19 protein-coding genes are annotated in these 19,847 nt (G+C 73.4%); 8 read left to right on the forward strand and 11 right to left on the reverse strand.

What is annotated here, in order from left to right; genetic code table 11:
• Positions 1 to 34 precede the first annotated feature (34 nt).
• Positions 35 to 2,245: an RICIN domain-containing protein gene (locus tag ACZ3UD_RS10325; protein ID WP_465584838.1), complete on the forward strand. Its 2,211-nt coding sequence runs from the start codon at positions 35 to 37 to the stop codon at positions 2,243 to 2,245.
• Between the two features lie 160 nt (positions 2,246 to 2,405).
• On the forward strand, positions 2,406 to 2,969 hold the full coding sequence (locus tag ACZ3UD_RS10330) for a hypothetical protein (protein WP_465584840.1): 564 nt from the start codon (positions 2,406 to 2,408) through the stop codon (positions 2,967 to 2,969).
• 11 nt (positions 2,970 to 2,980) lie between these two features.
• Here ACZ3UD_RS10330 and ACZ3UD_RS10335 read toward each other — a convergent pair whose 3' ends face one another.
• Positions 2,981 to 3,676, reverse strand: coding sequence for a lysozyme family protein (locus ACZ3UD_RS10335; protein WP_465584843.1), 696 nt, complete (start codon positions 3,674 to 3,676; stop codon positions 2,981 to 2,983).
• Positions 3,677 to 3,749: 73 nt separating this feature from the next.
• The gene (locus ACZ3UD_RS10340) at positions 3,750 to 3,956 is read right to left on the reverse strand and encodes an antitoxin (RefSeq protein WP_380609909.1); all 207 of its coding nucleotides are present in this window, start codon (positions 3,954 to 3,956) and stop codon (positions 3,750 to 3,752) included.
• Positions 3,957 to 4,212: 256 nt separating this feature from the next.
• Here ACZ3UD_RS10340 and ACZ3UD_RS10345 point away from each other — a divergent pair, with 256 nt between their 5' ends.
• Positions 4,213 to 4,788, forward strand: coding sequence for a DUF6542 domain-containing protein (locus ACZ3UD_RS10345; RefSeq protein WP_465584846.1), 576 nt, complete (start codon positions 4,213 to 4,215; stop codon positions 4,786 to 4,788).
• A complete protein-coding gene (locus ACZ3UD_RS10350) occupies positions 4,781 to 6,382 on the forward strand; it encodes an LCP family protein (RefSeq protein ID WP_465584849.1) in 1,602 nt (533 codons plus the stop codon). Before ACZ3UD_RS10345 ends, ACZ3UD_RS10350 begins: the two co-directional genes overlap by 8 nt.
• A gap of 16 nt (positions 6,383 to 6,398) precedes the next feature.
• Here ACZ3UD_RS10350 and ACZ3UD_RS10355 read toward each other — a convergent pair whose 3' ends face one another.
• Together ACZ3UD_RS10355 and ACZ3UD_RS10360 are read right to left on the reverse strand one after the other, a co-directional pair.
• Positions 6,399 to 7,205, reverse strand: coding sequence for a nucleotidyltransferase domain-containing protein (locus ACZ3UD_RS10355; RefSeq protein ID WP_465584852.1), 807 nt, complete (start codon positions 7,203 to 7,205; stop codon positions 6,399 to 6,401).
• A gap of 194 nt (positions 7,206 to 7,399) precedes the next feature.
• The gene (locus tag ACZ3UD_RS10360) at positions 7,400 to 8,641 is read right to left on the reverse strand and encodes an MFS transporter (RefSeq protein ID WP_465584854.1); all 1,242 of its coding nucleotides are present in this window, start codon (positions 8,639 to 8,641) and stop codon (positions 7,400 to 7,402) included.
• Here ACZ3UD_RS10360 and ACZ3UD_RS10365 point away from each other — a divergent pair.
• Entirely contained in the window at positions 8,614 to 8,982 is a 369-nt protein-coding gene (locus ACZ3UD_RS10365) for a winged helix-turn-helix transcriptional regulator (RefSeq protein ID WP_465584857.1), read from the forward strand. The two genes, ACZ3UD_RS10360 and ACZ3UD_RS10365, sit on opposite strands and share 28 nt — an antisense overlap.
• A 54-nt stretch (positions 8,983 to 9,036) precedes the next feature.
• Here the strand turns inward: ACZ3UD_RS10365 and ACZ3UD_RS10370 are convergent, their stop codons facing one another.
• Positions 9,037 to 10,422: a DUF6777 domain-containing protein gene (locus ACZ3UD_RS10370; RefSeq protein ID WP_465584859.1), complete on the reverse strand. Its 1,386-nt coding sequence runs from the start codon at positions 10,420 to 10,422 to the stop codon at positions 9,037 to 9,039.
• Between the two features lie 455 nt (positions 10,423 to 10,877).
• Here ACZ3UD_RS10370 and ACZ3UD_RS10375 point away from each other — a divergent pair, with 455 nt between their 5' ends.
• Positions 10,878 to 12,218: a streptophobe family protein gene (locus ACZ3UD_RS10375; protein WP_465584862.1), complete on the forward strand. Its 1,341-nt coding sequence runs from the start codon at positions 10,878 to 10,880 to the stop codon at positions 12,216 to 12,218.
• An 84-nt stretch (positions 12,219 to 12,302) separates the two neighbouring features.
• Here ACZ3UD_RS10375 and ACZ3UD_RS10380 read toward each other — a convergent pair whose 3' ends face one another.
• From ACZ3UD_RS10380 to ACZ3UD_RS10405, 6 genes are all read right to left on the reverse strand, one after another.
• Entirely contained in the window at positions 12,303 to 12,677 is a 375-nt protein-coding gene (locus tag ACZ3UD_RS10380) for a DUF1304 domain-containing protein (RefSeq protein WP_465584864.1), read from the reverse strand.
• A gap of 33 nt (positions 12,678 to 12,710) precedes the next feature.
• Positions 12,711 to 13,718 carry a serine/threonine-protein kinase gene (locus tag ACZ3UD_RS10385; RefSeq protein ID WP_465584867.1) on the reverse strand — a complete coding sequence of 336 codons (1,008 nt, stop codon included), beginning with the start codon at positions 13,716 to 13,718 and terminating at the stop codon, positions 12,711 to 12,713.
• Complete coding sequence (locus ACZ3UD_RS10390; protein ID WP_465584870.1) at positions 13,715 to 14,305, reverse strand: hypothetical protein; 591 nt, start codon at positions 14,303 to 14,305, stop codon at positions 13,715 to 13,717. The genes ACZ3UD_RS10385 and ACZ3UD_RS10390 overlap by 4 nt, the downstream gene beginning before the upstream one ends.
• 106 nt (positions 14,306 to 14,411) lie before the next feature.
• Positions 14,412 to 16,778 (reverse strand): ABC transporter ATP-binding protein/permease, encoded by a 2,367-nt coding sequence (locus tag ACZ3UD_RS10395; protein WP_465584872.1) that lies wholly within the window; start codon positions 16,776 to 16,778, stop codon positions 14,412 to 14,414.
• 435 nt (positions 16,779 to 17,213) lie between these two features.
• Entirely contained in the window at positions 17,214 to 17,951 is a 738-nt protein-coding gene (locus tag ACZ3UD_RS10400) for a hypothetical protein (RefSeq protein WP_465584875.1), read from the reverse strand.
• Complete coding sequence (locus ACZ3UD_RS10405; protein ID WP_465584877.1) at positions 17,948 to 18,562, reverse strand: RNA polymerase sigma factor; 615 nt, start codon at positions 18,560 to 18,562, stop codon at positions 17,948 to 17,950. The genes ACZ3UD_RS10400 and ACZ3UD_RS10405 overlap by 4 nt, the downstream gene beginning before the upstream one ends.
• A gap of 225 nt (positions 18,563 to 18,787) precedes the next feature.
• Between ACZ3UD_RS10405 and ACZ3UD_RS10410 the strand changes: the two genes are divergently transcribed.
• Together ACZ3UD_RS10410 and ACZ3UD_RS10415 are read left to right on the forward strand one after the other, a co-directional pair.
• Positions 18,788 to 19,591: an SAM-dependent methyltransferase gene (locus ACZ3UD_RS10410; RefSeq protein WP_465584879.1), complete on the forward strand. Its 804-nt coding sequence runs from the start codon at positions 18,788 to 18,790 to the stop codon at positions 19,589 to 19,591.
• Between the two features lie 39 nt (positions 19,592 to 19,630).
• Positions 19,631 to 19,780 (forward strand): serine hydrolase, encoded by a 150-nt coding sequence (locus ACZ3UD_RS10415; RefSeq protein ID WP_465585097.1) that lies wholly within the window; start codon positions 19,631 to 19,633, stop codon positions 19,778 to 19,780.
• Positions 19,781 to 19,847: the final 67 nt, after the last annotated feature.

A 19,847-nucleotide genomic window follows, 5' to 3' on the forward strand; every position in this document is an offset into this window, starting at 1 on the left:
GGCGCGCGGGCCGTCGCACGAGGAAAGGAACGCGATGGGACACCGGAGCAGCGAACTCCGTCGGCGAAGGCGCCGCCGGCTCACCCGCAGGAGCACCCTGGTCGCCCTGGCGGTGGCGGCCGGACTGGTCGCGGGCACACTGGGTCTGCGCACCGCGCTGGAGCCGGCGGCCGTGCACAGCGCGGTCGCGGCGGCGGACGTCCCGGCGGACCGGGCCGACGCGGTCACGGACGGTGGCGACGACGGCGCCCCAGGGCAGACCGGCACGGCCGAGGGTGCGACCAAGGCGCCCGCCCCGAAGCGGGACGAGAAAGTCGCCCCGCCCAAGGCGATACCCAAGGACCAGCCCGAACGCGGCCTGGTCTACACGGGGTTGAGCCTGCCGACCAGCGACCGCTGCGGCAACATGCTGGAGGTCACCGGCAGCGCCCAGTGCAGCCACGGCCCGGACGTGCCGCCCAAGGACGTGGACATCCACAAGGACGTCCAGCCGGTGGCCGCCGCGGTCGCCCAGGTGCCCGCGCTCACCCCGCCGGCGAACGCCCAACCGCCTGCCGCCGCCGACCTGTTGAAGGGCGGCGCGCCCGTCCTCGACGCGACCCAGAAGGCACTGCTGAGCGACTCCGGCACCGCGGGCGCTCCGCAGGGCGCCCCGTCCCAGGCCCCGGCCGCCGGCTCGGGCCTGGTCTGCGAGGGTGACGGCAGCAGCGGCAACCGCGTCCAGGTGGTGTACGTGCACACCCCGGGCAACGACCGCTTCGCCCAGTACCTGTCCTCGTTCAAGAAGTGGGCCTCGGACGTCGACGTCATCTACAACGCCAGCGCCCAGGAGACCGGCGGCGTCCGGCACGTCCGCTTCGTCACCGAACCCGACTGCACCGCCTCGGTGTTGAACGTGCAGATCTCCGAATCCGAGATCCAGGACTTCAACGCGAGCAACCGGGCCCTCGCTGCACAGGGGTTCAACCGCAAGGACCGCAAGTACATGATGTTCACCGACGCCAAGGTGTACTGCGGCATCGGCACCTTCGCCGGCGACGAGCGCCCCGGCCAGGACAACCTCAGCAACTTCGGCCCCTCGTACGGGCGGACCGACTCCGGCTGCTGGAGCGGCTCCACCGCCGCGCACGAACTCGGCCACAACCTGGGCGCGGTGAACAACAGCGCGCCCAACTCCAGCAAGGCCGGTCACTGCACGGACGAGTGGGACATCATGTGCTACTCGGACGCCCCCTACTACCCGACGATGCGGACCGTCTGCCCGGACCGCGCCCATGACGACCGGCTGGACTGCAACCACGACGACTACTACAACACCGACCCGGCGCCCGGCAGTTACCTGGCCACGCACTGGAACGTCGCCAACAACCGCTTCCTCATCGCGGGCAGCGGCACCGGTCCGAACCCCACGCCCACGCCGACGCCCACGCCGACGCCCACCCCGACGGCTACGGGATCGCCCACCCGCACGCCCTCGCCGTCCCCGACGCCCACCGGCAGCCCCACCGCCACACCGACCGGATCGCCGTCGCCGACCGCGACCCCGACCACCGGCGGCAGCGCCCCTGAGGTGACGACCAGTCAGATCACCCAGAACTCGGTGATGCTGAGCTGGAACGCCGTCCCGGCCGCGGCCGGCTACGACGTCCAGCTGAACGGCCAGACCATCGGCACCGTCCGCTCGACCGTGGTCGGCGTGGTCCGACTGGCGCCCGGCACCTCCTACACCGTGGCCGTCGCCGTCCGCGATGCGGCCGGGGCGGTCTCCAAGCCCGGTCGCGCCGCCACCTTCCGCACCCTCGCCGACGCGGGCCACCCGCAGCCCGGTACCCACTACACCCTGGTCAACGGCCTCACCGGCCAGGCCGCCGACCTGTGGGGCAGCTCGATGAACGACGGCACCGTGGCCATCGCCTACCAGCGCACCGGCTACGCCAACCAGAAGTGGTCCTTCGAGGACGCAGGTGACGGCGCCGTGCGGATCAAGTCCGCCCGCTCCGGCAAGTGCCTGCAGCTCGGCGGCACGGCCGTCGCCGGGCAGTACGTGGCGCAGCAGCCGTGCGCCGACAACGCCGCGCAGAAGTGGCAACTCAACGCTTCCGAGGGCGGTTTCACCGTCACCGCGGCTGGTTCGACCCTGGTGCTCGGGCTGAGCGACCGTTGGTACTACGGTGGTTGGCTGCTGGAGCTCCAGCAGCCGAACGGCCGGCCGTACCAGAGCTGGTCGCTGCTGAAGACCTCGTAAGCACGCTCGAACCCGCGCGACACGGGTGCGGCCGCAGTCACCACGCGACGGCGGCCGCACCCGGCACTCACTGTTCCAAGCACCACTGCTCCAAGCACCACTGCTCCAAGCACCACTGCTCAAAGCGCCCTCACCCCATACCGCCCGAGGAATGCCCGCCATGCGAACCCGCCCGCTCCTCGCCGCCCTCGTCCTCTCCGTCACGGCCGTCCTGCCCGCCGCCGCACCCGCCGCCGCCCACGGCGACTCCGTCCACCTGGACGTCACCGGCCAGCAGAACGGTCACGTCAGCACCGTCGCGACCTGGGAGAACGACCACGACCCGGTCACCGCGGACTTCGCCGGCACGCTCTCGGCGACCGCCGACGACGGCCGCGCCGTCGGCCCCTGGCGCCTGGTCGCCGCCCCGGGCCGGCCGGGGACGTACACCACCCGCGAGCTGCTCCCGGCCGGGCACTGGCGAGTGACCGTCGACTGCGCGTTCCCCTCCCTCGGCCACGGTGAGCGCGAACTCGACGTCGAGGCGGCCGCGATCAGCGACCCGGCGCCGCTGGGCCTGAGCCCCGAGGCCGCGCCGACCCCCGTGACGGCGGCGGCCGCCACCGGCACCCCCGCCCGCGAGACCACCGACGACGCCACCACCTGGGCCGCCATCGGCACCGCCACCGCGGCCGTCCTGCTGGTCGCCACCGGGTTCTGGCTCCGCCGCCGCGCGCGCGGCTGACCGCCGAGGGGCTACTTCACGGCCTCGCCGGACTTCGCCCAGTTGTCGTGCAGGCGGTCCAGGTAGGACTGCGCCTGCGGGCCGATCTTGACGCCCCGGGCGAAGGCCAGCATGTTGCCCGCGCCGGCGTTGTAGCCGAGGGCGAGCAGCTCGTTCTTGTTCAACGGCGCGCTCGGCCGGACGGGCAGCTGCCCGGAGAGGTCGTGCAGGTGCCAGGCGGCGGCCTGGATCGCCAGGTTGCGGTCGTCCGGCAGCTCCTCCCACTGGCGGGAGGCGAACGGGCGACCGGGCTTGGTGTCGTCGAAGGCGGCCCGGTGCATGTTGGCGATGCCGAAGGAGGCGTCGGGCTTGTTGCGCTGCCAGGCCCGTTCGAGGTCCGGGTCGTGCGGCTTGTACGACTCGTTGTAGAGGATCGCCATCAGTAGCTGCGGATCGACCCCGGCCTCGGCGGCGTACAGGCGCACCGGGGCCGCGTAGTCGGCCGGGTCGTAGCGGCCGGAGGGCTTGGACGGCGCGGCGGAGGGCGCCCCGGCGGACGGCGCACCGGACGGGGCCGCGGCCGCCCCGCCCGCGGTGGCGGAGGGGGACGGCGAAGAGGACGCCGAGGTGTCGTGCCCGCCCCCGCGGACGATGCCCCACCCGGCCGCGACCAGGACGCCGATCACGAGCCAGCGCCCCCAGCGCGACCTCTTCTGCTCCTCGCTCACCGCTTCCGGCCCCTCCCCGTCCGCCCGCACCCTCGTTCGATCGCTGTACAGTCGATCGTGCCCCGCGGCAGGTCTATTCGGCGGGCTTCTGGTCCCCGTCGAGGTTGCGCAGGAAGTCCTTCGCCTTCTCGACACCGGTGTCGATCTGCCCGCTGTACTTGCCGTCCGTGCGGTCGTCGATCACGTCGCCGACCTTCTCCAGGCCCTGCCCGAGCACGTCGCTGTGCTCGCGGGCGAGGTCGGTGGCCCTGCCCGCGAGGTTCTTCAGACTCTCAAACATGGTGACGCTCTGCTCCTCTGACGCGTTCCTGTTGGTGTGCCGACGTGGCGGGGATCATGGTCATCCTAACGACGGCCCACCGGGCGGCCCGTCCCTGCCGAACGGCGGCGGGTGACTTTGCTGAAATGGGTTTGTATGCTCCAGCCCAACCTCTACAGATCTGTAGAAGTTGGGACCGCCGCAGGACGGAAGTCGTCCCGGCACGTGCGGTGGCGTGGTCGCGCCGCCGCAGCCGAAACGATCGAGGGAAGTGCGCATGGCCGGCCAGCGGGCGAGAACGCCGTACCAGGACGCGGGACCGCGCACCGAGGACCGCGCCGTGCCCGCCCAGCGCTCCCGTGCCGTCGGCGGCGGGGAGGCCGACCGGGCCCGGGACGCCCGCGTCCAGCGCGCCAGGGCCTCGCGCCGCAGGCAGCAGGCCCGTCGGCGCGGAGGACTGCTCGCGGCCCTGGCGGCGGTCGGGCTGCCGCTGCTCGGCGGGATCGCGGACGAGCTGGGCGGCCCCGGCGTCGGCATCCTCTTCGCGGTCGGCGCGGTGCTCGGCACGGCCGCCGCGGCCGCGCTGTGCAGCCGGACCGGCCGGTGGTGGGTGGTCTCCGCCGCCCCGATCGTGGTGCTCCTCACGGCCTCGGGCGTCGAGTACCTGGCGAACCCCGACAAGTACCAGGGCAAGGGCCTCGGCACCGGCGCGGTGCGCTGGGTGGTCGAGGCGTTCCCGGTGATGGCGGAGGCGGTGGCCGCCGCGCTGCTGGTCATCGTGATCCGGACCGTGCTCGACCGCCGCCGACCCGGCGGGGCCGCAGCCCCGAGCGGAAGGAGCCGCCGTGGCTGAGCGCGGCAACCGCCCCCGCCCCCGCGGCCGGACCCCGCGCCGCGGCGCCCCCTCGCTGGCCGTGGCCGGTCGCACCCTGGCCTGCACCGTGTCGGCCGCCGTGCTCGGCGCCAGTGGCTTCACCTGGTACGAGTACCGCAGCCTGGACGACGGCATGATCAAGTCCACCGCGCTGAGCGAGGCCAAGAAGAACGCGCCGCCGCACCTGGACAAGTCCGTCAACCTGCTGCTGATCGGCCTGGACAGCCGCAAGGACATGGACGGCAACGACCTGCCCAAGCAGTTCGTCGAGGACGAACTGCACGCGGGCTCCAGCGAGATCGGCGGCTACAACACCAACGCCCTGATCGTGCTGCACATCCCGGCCAACGGCGGCAAGGTCACCGCGCTGTCCGTCCCGCGCGACGACTACGTGCAGACCACCGGCGCCGACGGCAAGATGCACAAGATCAAGGAGGCCTACGGCATCGCCAAGGAGGCCGCCGAGGCGAAGCTCGCCGGAAAGGGCCTGTCCAAGGCGGATCTGGAGCGGCAGAGCCGCGAAGCCGGGCGCTCGGCCACCATCCAGACCGTGCAGAGCTTCCTGGACGTCCCGATCGACCACTTCGCGGAAGTCAACCTGATCGGCTTCTACGACATCGCCAAGGCCGTCGAACCGATCCAGGTCTGCCTCAACCACCCGGTCGACGATCCGATCATCGCCCGCACCGCCACCCACGAGGGCGGCGGCACCGGCCTCAAGCTGCCCGCCGGGATCAGCTCGCTCAACGCCGCCCAGGCGCTGTCCTTCGTCCGTCAGCGCCACCACCTCACCAACGGCGACCTCGACCGCACCCACCGGCAGCAGGCGTTCATCTCCTCCGTCGAGTACCGGCTCAAGCAGCAGGGCGTCCTCAACGACCTCGGGCAGATGCAGAAGCTGTTCGGGGTGGTGAAGAAGGACGTCGTCATCGACAACGAGTGGAACATCCTCGACTTCGCCCAGCAGGCGCCCAACCTCACCGGCGGCAACGTCGAGTTCAACACCCTGCCGATCGCCGGGTTCAAGACCATCGGCGGGCAGGAGGTCAACACCGTCAACCCGGACCTGATCAAGAAGATCGTCCGGCAGCTGTTCAACCGCGAACCGGCGCCCGTGGCCCCGGCCGGAGCCCCGAGCGAGGCCTCCGGCGAGACGGCCACCGCAACGCCCTCGCCCAGCGCCGCGCCCAAGTCCGTGGTGGACGTCAACGCGGCGGCGGGCGCGGGCGCGGCCTCCACCGAGTCCAAGGCGCTGGTCGAACTCGGCTACCAGGCGGGCCGGATCGGGGACGCACCGGCGAGGACCCGGGCGACGACGGTGACGTACGGCAGCGGTGCCAAGGCCGACGCCCAGCAGATCGCGGCCCGCTACGGGGTCACCGCCGTCCCGTCCTCCGCCGCGGCGGCGGGGCACGTCGTGGTCACGCTCGCCGCCGGCCGGACGCCGACGCCCACCCCGGCGGCCCCCACCGTGGGAGCCTCGGGCTCGGCGGACGGCTCCACCGACCCGGCCGCGGGCCTGCCGATGCAGGGGCCGGCGGTGAAGGCGGGCGGGATTCCCTGCGTTGACTGAGTGTTGAGTCGGCCGGTCAGGGGCGCGGGGCCTTCTTGCCGTGGACGGTGGTGTACTCGGCCGCCAGCCAGGGGCCGAGGTCGTCGATCAGCATGCCGAGGGCGGCGCGGTCGGTCGTGGGGGTGCGGGCGATCACGGCGGCGAGGCGCAACTGGGCGGCGCGGTCGGGGTAGTAGCCGGCGAAGGCCTCGGCGGAGGCGGCCAGGTCGCTGGTCCAGCCGCCCCAGCGGGGCATGACCAGGGTGAAGCCGGTACGGACGATTCGGCGGGAGACCGCGCGGCTGAGCGCCCTGAGCTCGGCGACCGAGTCGGCGGCGGCCAGCCGTTCGCGCCAGCCGGGGAGGGCGAGCGCGAGGTCGCCGTTGGTCTCGCGGGCGAGCAGGGAGGTCGGGCGGTAGCGGGGGAGTTGCCCGGCGAGGTCCGCGCCGAGCAGCGGGGTGCACAGGCAGGCGACGAACCAGCCCAGGTCGTGGCGCTCCAGCTCGCTCAGCAGTGTGCCGGTGGAGAACAGGAGCACGCCGACGCCGTCGACCTGGGGGAAGGTGGCGTCCAGTCCGGCTTCGAGCGCGCCGGCCTCGGCGCGGTCGGCGGGGGTGGGCTCGTGGCGCAGGGCGAGCAGCAGGTCGAGGTCGGAGACACCGGGGATCGCGGTGCCGCGCGGGATGCTGCCGTAGAGGTAGGCGCCGTGCAGCCGGGCCGGGTCGAAGGCGGCGGCGATCCGCTCCCGGGCGGTGTCGACCACCGCCGCGAACGCCGCGGGCACCCGCTCCAGAGAGCCCTCCCGCGCGATGTACCCGTCCCCGTCCAGTCCCCTGCTGATCATGGTGGCACTCTGCCCACCCGAAGCGCGGTTGGCCAGCGAATATCCCCGAAGTCGAGGCCGGGTCGAATGGTCAGTGCTGTGGGGCGAGGCGGGGAGCGCTCCGGCGTGGCGGCGCGGGATACGGGCGCTGCGCGATGTCCTGGAGCCGATTCCGCCGGCGCTGGACGTTCCGCTGTGCGAGCTCTGACCGGCGCTCAGCGCCTGGCCGCCGCCCACCAGTAGCCGAGCGCGGCGAGGCTGGTCGCGGCGCCGAGCAGGCAGACGGCTGTCCAGCCGCCGTGGTCGTAGACGACGGTGGAGGCGATCGCGCCGGCCCCGCAGCCGGCGGAGTAGAGCAGCATGTAGCCCGCGGTCAGGCGGCTCCGGGCCTCGGGGCGGACCTGGTAGAGGAGGTGTTGGTTGATCACGTGCACGGACTGCAGGCCGTAGTCGATCACGACCATGGCGGGCACCAGCCACCACACCGAGTGCGGTAGCAACGCGGCCGGGAGCCAGGCGACCAGCATGGCCGACAGGCCGAGGCCGGCGGTGCGTTCGGCGCGGCCGCGGTCGGCCTGGCGGCCCGCGTACCCGGCGCCGAGGGCGCCGGCGGCACCGGCCAGCCCGAACAGGCCGATCTGGGTGTGGCTGAGGTTGAAGGGAGGTGCGGCCAGCGGTAACACCATCGGGGTGAGGAGGACGGTGACGGCGGCGAAGGTGAGCAGGGCGAGGACGGCCCGGACACGGAGTACCCGCTCCTCGGCGAAGAGCGTGAACACCGTGCCGACCAGCCGCAGATAGCCGATGCGTTCGGTCGTGCGGCGGTGGCGCTCGGGCGGGACGGCGGCCGCGACGGCGAGGGCCATCGCGCCGGTCGCGACGGCGGAGGCGATGTAGACGGCGCGCCAGCCGGCCAGGTCGCCGATGGTCCCGGCGACGGTGCGGGCGAGCAGGATGCCGACCACGATGCCGCTGGTGACGGTGCCGACCACCCGGCCCTGGTCGCCGGGCGCGGCGAGTGAGGCGGAGTAGGCGACGACGACCTGGGCGACGACCGCGAGGACGCCGACGGCGGCCATCGCGGCGAGCAGCAGTGGAGCGGAGGGAGCGAGGGCCACGGCGGCGAGCGCGAGGACGGAGAGCCCGAGCTGGGCGATGATCAGGGTGCGGCGGTTGACGCGGTCGCCGAGCGGCACGAGCAGCAGCAGACCGAGAGCGTAGCCCGTCTGGGTGAGGGTGCCGACCAGGCCGATGGTGGCCGGGTCGATCCCGTAGTCCCGGGCGATCAGGTCCAGCAGTGGTTGTGAGTAGTAGACGTTGGCGACGGCGAGGCCGCAGGCGATCGAGAGCAGCCAGGCGACGGCGGGTGACAGACGGCCGTACGGCGGGGCGTCGGGGTGGGTGGTGTCGGCGGTGTCGGCGGAGGAGGGTGTGGAGGCGCGGGCGGGAGAAGGCATGGGCGGGGCGCCGCTTCGGGCAGTTCCAGAGGAATCTGGGGCTGGCCAAGAACATCCTGTCGGCGCGCCTGGCCAACCTCGTCGCGAACGGCGTTTTCGAACTCGCTCCGGCCGCCGACGGCAGCCCGTACCAGGAGTACGTGCTGACCGAGAAGGGCCGCGCGCTGTTCCCGGTGATCACCGCGCTGCGGCAGTGGGGCGACCAGTGGTTCTTCGCCGAGGGCGAGCCCCGGGCCCGGCTGGTCGACCGCGCGTTCGGCGAGCCGGTCGCCCCGGTGGAGGTCCGGGCGGCGGACGGCCGGATGCTCGGGCCGGAGGACGCGAAGGTGCTACTGCCCTGAGACGTGCCGCTGCCACCGGCCGGGTTCGGACGGCGGCAGCGGGGTCGGGCGGGGTCAGGGAGTGGCGCCGGTCGTGGTGGGGGGCTTCGGCGCGGTGGCGGTCGACGTCGTGCCGGAACTCGTGGAGGTACCCGCCGAGGTCGTGCCGGAACTCGTCGTCGTGGTCCTGTTGCTCGGCGACTGGGTGAGCGCCGAAGGGGCGGTGGACGCCGCCGTCGATGCGGCGGAGGTGTTCGTCGTCGCGGTCGTCTCCGACGGCTTGGCCGAACTGGTCGAAGCCGAAGCCGAGCCCGTCCCCGTGGAGGCTCCGGAGGACTTGGCTCCGGAGGATGTCGCGCCGGACGAGGTCGCGCCCGAGGAGGTCGCGCCGGACGGGGTCGCGCCCGAGGACTTGGCGCCGGAGGAGGTCGCGCCGGACGAGGTCGCGCCCGAGGACGTGGCGCCGGAGGACGTGGCCCCCGACGACGTGGCGCCCGAGGATGTCGCTCCGGACGAGGTCGGCCCCGAGGGACTCGCCTTCGAGGTGGTCGCCGAGCCCGAGCCTGACGTGGCGCCGGAGGTCGAGGAGGTCGCCGTCGGTGTGCCCGGCTTCATCGGCCCTGGCGGCGGAACCCCTGGTGCCAGCGGCCCCTTCGGTGCCTCGACGTGCTTGTCCACCACCTCGATCCGCCCGGTCAGGCGGGCGAACCAGCCGCCCGTCTCGACGTTGACGAGGATGATCTCGGTCACCGGCTGCGGCGCCGGAACCACGATGATCAGGGTGGTCGGCTGGAAGCCCGGCCACGGGTGCCCGACGTACTTGGCGTCGGAGACCAGCACCGGCGGCTTCAGCGGGTTGCCGCACGAGCAGCGCACCCGGGGCACGCCCTGGGCGTCCACCAGTACGGCGGTGCCGGCCTGGAGCGCCGACTGGTACTCGGTCACCGCGCCGCTCTTGTAGGTGTGGTTGGTCACCCGGGTGTCCACCCGCAGGTACGCCGAGGTCAGCGAGCGCAGGTAGGACGGGATCGCGGACTGGTCGATGCCCGCGGCGGAGGCCCAGGCCCGGCCGGCGTCGCCGGTGGAGACCATGCCGATCAGCCGCTCGGTGTCGCAGCTCGGCTTGGACATCGTCCCGGCGTAGAGCCCGTTCGAGGCCCCCTGGACGCTGTGCAGGGCGGCCGGGGACGTGCTGTGGCCGGTCTGCCCGGTCTGCCCGGTCTGCCCGGTCTGCCCGGTCTGCCCGGGCTGCTGCGCCTGCGAGGTCGCCGGGGTGGGTGCCGGCGGAGTCACCGGGTTGGTTTCCACCGATGGGGTGAACGGGTCAGGGCCCGGATCGGCCGGCGCCTGCAGCGCGACCTCGTTGGCGGTCGGCAGCGTCTCGGTCTTGCCGCCGCCGCCCTGGTTGTTGACGATCAGCACGGTGGCCACCACGGCCGCCGCCACCGCGGTGGCCGCCACCGCCAGGCCCCTGCCGGAGCGCCACCACGGCGTGTGCGGCCCGCGACCGCCACCGGCACTGCCGCTGCTGCCCCCACCCGAAGGCGGCCCGGACGGTCCGGGCGGGCCCGAGGGCGGCGGGGGTACGGACGGCGGTCCGGCCAGCGGGCCGGACGGGGGACCGGACGGCGGGCCGAACGGGGGCTCGCTCGGCGGGCCGGAGGGAGGCGGTTGGGAACTCATCGAGGCTCCGTTTCGCAGGTGGCCGGCGAGAACGGCCGGCACGGGAGGCTCCTGCCACTGGGGTTCCATTTCTCCCCCGGTGCCCCGTTCGCCGCAACAGCAGGTTTCGCGGCCGTCGCCGAGCGTGCCCACCGGCGGTCGGTCAGGCTGGAACCCGACACCCCGGGGAGACCGGCATCCGTGGGAGTCGAGTCCCCGGGACCGAACCGGCCCGCTCAGCCAGAGGAGGCGGCATGCAGCAGCCCACCACCCGGGCCGCGGGCCCGCCCGGCGCCGTACGCGGCTGGCTGGACGCGTTCGCCGTCGTGCTGGCCGGGCTGGTCACGATGGCGGCGGTGGCCGCGCTCGGCCTCTGGCTGGCCGGTGCCGGGGACCTCCCCGAGGGCGGCTTCCCGCCCGTCCTCGCCGCGACGATGGCGCTCGCCGTCGGCGGATCCGTCCAACTCGACGGCGGCGCGGGCGGCTTCGCCGCCGTGGACGCCGGGGTCACCGCGATGCCGCTCACCGTCTCGCTGATCGGCGCGCTCGTGATGGCCGAGGTGTTCCTGCGTCAACTGCGCTTCCGCGCGGTGGCCGGGGGCGGCGAACTGCTCGGCCGGATCGTCCGGACGATGCTGCTCTGGGTGCTCGCCCTGGTGCTGATCACCGTCGTGGCCAAGCACACGTTCGTGGTCCCACTCGGCGGCAGTCTGGCGCAGACCATCGGCGGCGCGCTCGGACTCACCCCGGAGGTCGGCTTCCACGCGGACGGCCCGACCACCATCGGCATCGGGCTGGCCTGGCTGCTGGTGGTGCTCGCGGCCGCCTTCGCGGTGTCCCGGCGGGCGCCGCTGCCGGGTGCCCTGCTGCGCTACCAACTCGCCGTCCGCCCACCCGCGTTCGCGCTCTGGTTGGTGCTGCTGGGGTATGTGGTGATCGGCGCGGTGGCCGGGGTGCTCACCGCGATCGTGCACGGCAACGCCCGGCAGACCCTGGCCGTGGTGCTGCTTGCCCTGCCCGACCTGGTCTGGCTGGCCTTCGGCCTCGGGCTGGGCGCCCAGTGGCACGGACGGCTGGAGGGCGCGGTCGGCCTGCCCGTCCCCAAGGCGCTCAGCTCGGTGCTGCGCGCCCCGAACGGGAGGGAGGCGACCATCGACCTCGGCACCCTGGCCGATCACGATGCCCGCAGCTGGTGGCTGCTGCCGGTGGCCGCCGTCCTGCTGCTCGCCGCCGCCTTCCTCGCCGCCCACCGCTCCCCGCGCACCGTCCGGCTCTGGCAGCACGCCGTCCGCTTCGCCCTGGCCACAGCCGTCACCGTGCTGCTGGTCGGGCTGTGGACCAGGATCGACGCCGACTACGGGCTCTCCGTCCTGGGCGTCGGCCTCGGTCAGGGCGGCCTCGCCGATCTGCTCGGCACCGTGCTCGGCGGCAACAACCCGCTGGCCGGATTCGGCAGCGGCAGCCTGACGCTGCGCCCGGCGCTGTGGACGGCCGTCCCGCTGGCGGCGGGCTGGGGGCTGCTCACCGGCGCGCTCGGCGCGCTGCTCGCGGCCCGGGTCCGACACCGCGGTGAGCTGACGGAGAGCGGCGGCTGAGCCGCTCCGCCGGGAGGTGCTGAGCCACGCGCCGAGAGGTGCTGAGCCACGCGCCGAGAGGTGGTGACCCACCCGCCGAGAGGTTCAGAGCGCCTGGGCGATCAGGATGACCGCGGCCGGGACGGCCTGGCCGAGGGCGCCGCGCCACAGCTTCGGCTCCGAGACGAACAGGGCGATCCCGCCCGCCACCATGAACGCGCCGATGTAGAGGATCACCGGCCGCCCGGACCCGGAGTGGCCGGTGTGCAGCAGGACCAGGCCGGCGACCAGCCCGAGGGCCAGGAACAGGTTGTAGAAGCCGACGTTGAAGCGCCACAGCCGGACCTCCGGGGCGTCCGCGGTGCTGCCGGTGAGCAGGTAGCGCACCCGAGGGTGCCCGTACAGGTAGCTCTCCAGCGGCCACACCACCAGGTGGATCGCGGCGGCGAGCATGGCGAAGACCTGGCTCACGGCGTTCATGGTCGGCGGCTTCCTCTCGGTCGCGGTACGGCGTCAGGTTCGGTCCCGGGGCGGCGGGTGGACCACCGGCGCGGCCCAGGCGGGCGGCTCCGGCACCTGGACGATGCCCGGATCGACCGCCGGGACCACCTTGGTCGGCGGCCCGCCCCCGGCCCACGGGGCGGGGACGGTGGCCGCGCGCAGGTCGGCGACGAACTGCAGGCAGCTGGCGTACCGCTCCCCGGGGGCCTTGGCGAGCGCCCGGGCCACCGCGGCCTCGACCGCCGCCGGCAGGTCCGGCCGGTGCTCGCGCAGGAGCGGCGGCGGGTCGTTGAGGTGGGCCCAGAGCAGCGCGAGGTCGCTCTCCCGGCGGAACGGCGGGGTGCCGGCGAGCATCTCGAAGACCACGCAGGCGAGGGCGTACTGGTCGCAGCGCCCGTCCAGCGGCTTGCCGGAGATCTGTTCGGGCGCAGCGTAGTCCAGCGTCCCGACGATCTGGCCGACGCTGGTCAGCCCGCTGAGCGAGAGCGACTTCTTGGTGAGCCCGAAGTCCGCCAGGTACAGGTGCTCGGGGTGCTCGCTGTCCGTCCCGGCGGCGACCAGCACATTGCCCGGCTTGACGTCCCGGTGCACCAGGTCGTGGTCGTGGGCGGCGTCCAGGGCGGAGGCGATCTGCAGCGCCAGCCGCGCGGCGCGCTCGATCGGGAAGGGGCTGCCCCGGTCGATCAGGGCACGCAGGTCACCGCCGTCGACGTAGCGCATGGCGATGAAGAGGATGCCGTCGTGCTCTCCGGCCTCGAAGATCGGCACGATGTGGGGGTGGTCGATCGCCGCGGCCGCCTCCGACTCGTGCATGAACCGCTGCCGGAACACCTCGTTGCGGGCCAGCTCCGGGGCCAGCAGCTTGACCGCGACGGTCCGGCCCAGCCGCAGGTCCTTGGCCCGGTAGACCACGGCCATCCCGCCGCGCCCGATCTCGCCCTCCAGCCGGTAGCCCGCGACCTTCCGCCCGACCAGGCCCGCGGGCAGGCTGGGCGCGGAGGTCCGGTCGGCGGGGATCACGGCTCACCGGTCCGGGTGGGCGCGTACGGGCTGCGCACCGGCGCGGGCGTCTGCCCGGGCGTCGGCGCGGGCGTCGGCGCGGGCGCAGGCGCGGGCTGCGGCGCGGGCCGGTCGGTGGCCGCGTACGTCTGCAGCTGCAGCCCGTCGCAGTAGCACCAGCGGTCGTGCACCGGGTCGAACACCCAGAGCGCCTCGCCGTCCGCCACCAGGCCAAGCCGCAGCCCGCGGGTATGCTCCCGGAAGGACTCCAGGTCCAGAGCGCCCGCCGCGAGGTCCTCCAGCAGGGCCCGGTAGCGGGCCAGCGCCGTCTCGGCCTCGGCGAGCGCCGGGCGCGGGTCGGCGGTCCGCGAGGGCGGGCCGCCGACGGCGGGCGGCGGTTGCGGGAGGGCGACCAGCAGACGGGCGTCCACCCAGGTGGTCCAGCCGTTGGAGCAGAGCACCTGCGCCCAGTCACCCTGGTTCGCGATCAGCCGCAGCGGGAGCAGCGGGTCCAGCCGGGCGGAGGGCCGCGCCGGGTCCGGGGCTGCCCAGGTCGCCATCCCGCTCGGAGGGGCGACGTGGGTGGGGCTGAACGCGTACTCGTCCATGGACGGCTGCATTTCCTCCGCCGCGCGAGCCGGAGCCGGGGCAGGGGCTGCGCGCGGCACTTCGCACCACAGGTCGTTTCCACTCTACCGGCGGAGGCCGGGGCGGCTACTTGCGCATGATCGCCGGCTCGTGTCGCCGCAGCAGGGCGAGCACCACCAGCCCGTACGCCGCCGCGAGGACGGGCAACGCGACCATGCTGACCACCCACCCGGCGCGCTCGTGGCGGAACATCGGGTCCGCGGTGATCGGGGTCGCGACGGTGAGCCGGCTCAGGTCGACCGTGCGGGCCATGGCCGACAGGCCCCACCGGGACGGCCACAACCAGGCGAACTGCTCCAGACCGGGCACGCCGTGCAGCTTGAGCATCAGGCCGCTGAAGACGATCTGGATGATGGCGAGGAGCACCAGCAGCGGCATCGTGGTCTCCTCCTTGCCGACGAGTGCGGAGACCACCAGCCCGAGCGTCATCGCCGTGAACGCGAGCAGCGCGACCGCGATGATCAGCTCGGGCAGCTGGGGCATCAGCACGCCGGTGGTCACCGGCGGCGGGGCGTTCGGCCGCGCCTGCGCGGAGAGCGTGACCCCGGCCAGGCCGACCACGGTCAGTACCGCGGCCTGAGCGACCGTGATCGCGCCGAGCACCACCACCTTCGAGGCCAGGTACGCCGACCTGGACAGCCCGACCACGCGTTCCCGCCGGTAGATCGCGCGCTCCTTGACCACCTCGCGCACCGAGTTGGCCGAGCCGGTGAGCACGCCGCCGAGGCAGAGCGTGAGCAGGCAGTTGATGGCGTTCTCATCGGTGAGCCGTGAACCGGCCATCACCCGGCACATCAGGCCGATGATGAACGGCAGCGCGATCATCACGGTGAGGAACAGCTGGTCGGCGGCGAGCACCGCGGCGTACCGGCGCACCAGGGTGTTCAGCTGGGAGAGCCAGCTCTGCGGTTTCTCGCGGCCGATGGTCGGAGCGGATGCCATGGGTGGGTGCGGCAGGTGCGCCGCTTCGGCCGTCACGTACCGCCGGTACTGCGGCGAGGCGCGGAAACGCTGCTGGCAGACACCCCCGGAGTCGCTCTCGAACGCCTCGAAGGCCTCCGGCCACTCCTCGTAGCCGAAGTACGCCAGCGCCTCGGCCGGCGGCCCGTAGTAGGCGGTCCGGCCGCCGGGGGCGAGCACCAGCAGGCGGTCGCACACGTTGAGGCTCAGCACGCTGTGCGTCACCACGACGACCGTACGGCCGTCATCGGCCAGTCCGCGCAGCATGTGCATCACCGAGCGCTCCATGCCCGGGTCCAGGCCGGAGGTCGGCTCGTCGAGGAAGAGCAGCGAGGGCTTGGTGAGCAGCTCCAGCGCGATGCTGACCCGCTTGCGCTGGCCGCCGGAGAGGCTGGCGATCACCTGCTCGACCCGGTCGTCCAGGCCCAGTTCGTGGATCACCTCGGAAACCCGGGCCTCCCGCTCGTCCTTCGCGGTGTCGTCGGGGAAGCGCAGCTCGGCGGCGTAGGACAGGGCGCGACGGACGGTCAGCTGGGTGTGCAGGATGTCGTCCTGCGGGACGAGACCGATCCTTCGGCGCAGCTCGGCGTAGTCGTGGTACAGGTCGCGCCCGTCGTACAGCACGGTGCCCTGGTCGGCGGGGCGCAGCCCGGTGAGCGCGTTGAGCAGGGTGGACTTGCCCGCGCCGCTCGGGCCGGCCACCGCGAGCAGCGCCTTCTCCGCGAGCGGGAAGCCGACGTCGTCCAGCAGCACTTTGTGGTCCGGGCCGACCCGTACGACCAGGTGCTGGACGTCGAGCGAGATCTCGCCGGTGTCGGTGTACTCGACCAGCCGGCCGTCGACCAGGCAGAGCGCGGAGTGGCCGATGCCGACGATGTCGGCCGGGCCGACCGGGGCGCGCCTGACCGGACGGCCGTTGAGGTAGGTGCCGTTGTGGCTGTCCAGGTCGACGATCTCGTGGCCGCCGTCCGGCAGTTCGCGCAGCTCGGCGTGGTGCCGGGAGACCACCAGGTCGTCCAGCACCAGGCCGTTGTCGTCCGAGCGCCCGATCCGTACGGTGTGGCCGGGCAGTTGGAGGACGGCGCTCGGGCTGCGGAAGACGCCGGAGGACCGCGGGGTGAGCAGGACGGTGTGATCGCCCGGGGCGGGGCCGGGCAGGCCGGCGAAGGTCGCGGACGGGCCGGTGGCCGGATCGCCGAAGCGCAGCCGGGTGCCCGGGCCGACGTCCTCGCGGCTGATCCGCTGGCCCTGGTCGTAGGTGCCGTTGGTGCTGCCGACGTCCTCCAGCAGCCAGTGGCCCTCGGCGGTGCGCAGCACCGCGTGGTGCCAGGAGACCCGGGGGTCGTCCAGCACGATCTCGCTGGTCGGATCGCGGCCAAGGTGGTAGGCCCGAGCCGGGTCGATCAGCTGGGAGCCGCGGTCGGTGACCAGCATGAGGGGCGGCGCGGTGGGCGCGCCAGGGCGCTCTCCCATGGTGTGCATTCTATCGTCGGTGCCCGTGAACTGCCTTTCCGGAGGGCGGCATTGGACTGGACCACTGCCGCGGCACAGCGCTGTCGTGGCGTAGCACCACCGTTCGGCGTGCCCGCACATCGAGCCTGGGGAACCCATGAGCATCTGGCCGCAGCTGCGCCGGTCCCGGACCGTCCGAGCGGACCGCGCCGACGGCCGGGTGCTGCGCCTGGGCCTGATGGACACCATGCTCGCCGACCCCGCGGTCCCGGTCGTCCTCTGCTTCGAGCGCCCGCCCGGCGAGGACCGGCTCGGTCGGGCTGGACCAATCCCGCCGACCGCTGACAGCGTCCCCGCAACACCCCCGCTGAGCCCGCCGCCGGTCGGGGCCCGCGGGTCGTCGCCCGGCCGGCCGTGCTCACCTGAACGAGGGAGCGCGGGTGGCCGCGAGTGGACTCACCCCAACGGGCCCTCGGTCTTCTCGTCGAGCCCCCACGGCAGCTCCCACGAACACGCCGAGGTCGCCCCCGAGGTGAGCCCCCACGGGTTCGGCACCTCCTCCTCGCCCTCGCCCTCCCCGCCCTGCAACGGCAGCCGGTCGATCACCGCGACCAGCGCGGGCGGCAGCTGCGGCGCCAGCCCCCGGTGCACCCGGGAGAGGATGTCGCGTCGCACGTGCTCCGGTAGCAGCGGCCTTCTCATTCGCAACGGTCGTGTCGCGGGCTGGCGTTCGGCCGTCGACAGCTGGTCCGACCAGGCCCGCCAGTAGTCCGCGTCGTCGGTCTCGCCGAGCTTGAGGTGGTGCAGATGCAGGCAGTACGCGGCCGTTCCGCTGCCCGAACCGGCCGCGAACCGCCACCAGAACTCGGCGCCCTCCTCCTTGCCGGTGGCGTACAGCAGCGCGCCGAACACCTCCGCCCCCTCCGGCTGGATGCGGCGCGCGTTGACCAGCAGGTCCAACCCCTGGGAGGCGCACGGCGCGCCCAGCACCAGGGCGACCACCAGGCCGAGTTCGAAGGCGGCCTGCTCGTGCTCCGAGGGCAGGTGGACCGGGGCGGCTGTCAGTCGGGCCTGCCGGAGAGCGGCGATCCGCTCGGCGTTGGCGCGTTCGGCTCGGGGCACGTGGAAGACCGCGCGCCCTCCGCCGGCGGTGCACGCCCCACCCGTCGTCCGTTCCTCGCGGTCGGTGGTCACAGTTCGGCTCCTCGGTCGGGCAGTTCACGCACCCCGAGCCGGCGTGCCAGCCGCTCCCGGGCGTGCCGGAGGTTGGAGTGCACCGTCGCCACCGGCCGTCCCAGGTATGCGGCGATCACCTTGGTGTGCAGGCCCAGCAGATAGCGAAGGATCACCACATCCCGTTGCCGGTCGGGCAGTTCGAGGATCGCCGCGTACAACCGGACCTCGTCCGCCTCGCTGTGCAGCAGCCCGTCGGCGACCCGCTTGAACGCCCCGATCACGGCCGCGAAGGTGACCGCCTCCACCTCCACCGGCTCCTCGGCGGCCACCCAGTCCGCGACGTGCCGGGTGGCCAACCTCCAGGCGTACGCCGCCGGTTCCTCGAACCGCAGCACCTGCGGCCAGCAGCGGGCCAGGTCGGCCTTGACCGCCTCGATCACCAGTGCGGCGTCGGCCTGGCTGCCTATCCGGGTCAACGCGAGGGCGTGCCAAGCGGGTTGATGGGTCTCGCAGAAGGCGGCATAGGTGAGGTCCAGGCGCAGGCCGAGTTCCGCTTCGGTCCCGTCGGTGCGGTCCACCGCCGTCCCGCCTCGGTGCCCGCGCACGGGGGCGCCCCTGTCGATCGTCATCGCGCCTGCTTTCCGTGGCCGTCGGCTGCTCGCCGTGCCACCCGAAGGTCGGGCTGTCTGCGCCCATCCTCATTCCATCAGGCCTGTCACTCCAGGATGCAAACCGAATACAGATTGTCATCTCATGGGATCTGCCGAGAGGTTGAGCCATGGCAGAAGACGATTGGCCCCCGGATACGGTGGGCAGCAATTCGGATGTTGTCCGCGATGCCGAGGGGGAGCGCGATGAGTCTCTACGACGGGGTCGACCTGCGGTTGAACGTGCCGCATTCGGCCCGGATGTACGACTACTACCTCGGTGGCTTCACCAACTTCGCCGCCGACCGCGAGGCCGCCGGTCACGTCCTGGCGATCGCGCCCTGGGTGCGCGACGCCGCCCGGGCCAACCGCTCCTTCGTGCACCGCTCGACCCGTGCCCTCGCCCTGGCCGGCATCGACCAGTTCCTCGACATCGGCACCGGCATCCCCACTTCACCCAATCTGCACGAGGTCGCCCAGGGCGTCGAACCGCGCGCCCGGGTCGTCTACGCCGACAACGACCCGATCGTGCTCACCCACGCCCAGGCCCTGCTGGCCGGCACCCCCGAGGGCCGCACCGCCTACATCGAGGCGGACGTCACCGATCCGGCCGGCCTGCTCGCCGCCCCGGGCCTGCGCGACACCATCGACTTCAGTCGCCCGGTCGCGCTCTCCCTCAACGCCCTGCTCCACTTCGTCCCCGACGCCCACGGCGCATACGAGCTGGTCGAACACCTCAAGTCCGCCCTCGCCCCGGGTAGCGCGCTGGTGATGACCCACCTCACCCTGGAGTTCGCCCCCGAGGAGATGGGGCGGGTCGTCGGCATCTACCAGGCCGCCGGCACCGCCCTCCAGGCCCGCACCCGCGTCGAGTTCGCCCGCTTCTTCGACGGCTGGACCCTACTGCCCCCGGGCATCGTTCCCGCTCCGCACTGGCGGCCCACGGCCGACGACCCGGCCGTCTCGGCCTCGGACGCGTCCGGGTACGCGGGCGTGGCGCTGCGGCCCTGAACCCGCCCGCCCCGGCAGCGCGAGCGCCTGGTCACCTGGCTGCGCGGCAACACGACGGGCACCCGTCGCCTCCGCGAGGGCCTGCCGCAGGACTGGACCGTCGGGGACAAGACCGGCGGCTACGGCACCACCAACGACGTCGGCATCGCCTGGCCCCGGCCGGCCAGCCGGTCGTGCTCGCCGTCCTGACCACCAAGCCCTCCGGCCAGGCCGCCCGAATGGACGAACCGACGGTCGCCAGGACGGCCGCACTGCT

The organism is Kitasatospora sp. NPDC023118 (genome assembly GCF_055560875.1).

Bases quoted from the DNA above. Each gene is read 5' to 3' on its own strand.
- ACZ3UD_RS10375 (WP_465584862.1), top strand. From the start codon at position 10,878: ATGCAGCAGCCCACCACCCGGGCCGCGGGCCCGCCCGGCGCCGTACGC.
- ACZ3UD_RS10325 (WP_465584838.1), top strand. From the start codon at position 35: ATGGGACACCGGAGCAGCGAACTCCGTCGGCGAAGGCGCCGCCGGCTC.
- ACZ3UD_RS10390 (WP_465584870.1), bottom strand. From the start codon at position 14,305: ATGGACGAGTACGCGTTCAGCCCCACCCACGTCGCCCCTCCGAGCGGG.
- ACZ3UD_RS10330 (WP_465584840.1), top strand. From the start codon at position 2,406: ATGCGAACCCGCCCGCTCCTCGCCGCCCTCGTCCTCTCCGTCACGGCC.
- ACZ3UD_RS10355 (WP_465584852.1), bottom strand. From the start codon at position 7,205: ATGATCAGCAGGGGACTGGACGGGGACGGGTACATCGCGCGGGAGGGC.
- ACZ3UD_RS10345 (WP_465584846.1), top strand. From the start codon at position 4,213: ATGGCCGGCCAGCGGGCGAGAACGCCGTACCAGGACGCGGGACCGCGC.
- ACZ3UD_RS10380 (WP_465584864.1), bottom strand. From the start codon at position 12,677: ATGAACGCCGTGAGCCAGGTCTTCGCCATGCTCGCCGCCGCGATCCAC.
- ACZ3UD_RS10405 (WP_465584877.1), bottom strand. From the start codon at position 18,562: ATGACGATCGACAGGGGCGCCCCCGTGCGCGGGCACCGAGGCGGGACG.
- ACZ3UD_RS10360 (WP_465584854.1), bottom strand. From the start codon at position 8,641: ATGCCTTCTCCCGCCCGCGCCTCCACACCCTCCTCCGCCGACACCGCC.
- ACZ3UD_RS10395 (WP_465584872.1), bottom strand. From the start codon at position 16,778: ATGGGAGAGCGCCCTGGCGCGCCCACCGCGCCGCCCCTCATGCTGGTC.
- ACZ3UD_RS10340 (WP_380609909.1), bottom strand. From the start codon at position 3,956: ATGTTTGAGAGTCTGAAGAACCTCGCGGGCAGGGCCACCGACCTCGCC.
- ACZ3UD_RS10410 (WP_465584879.1), top strand. From the start codon at position 18,788: ATGAGTCTCTACGACGGGGTCGACCTGCGGTTGAACGTGCCGCATTCG.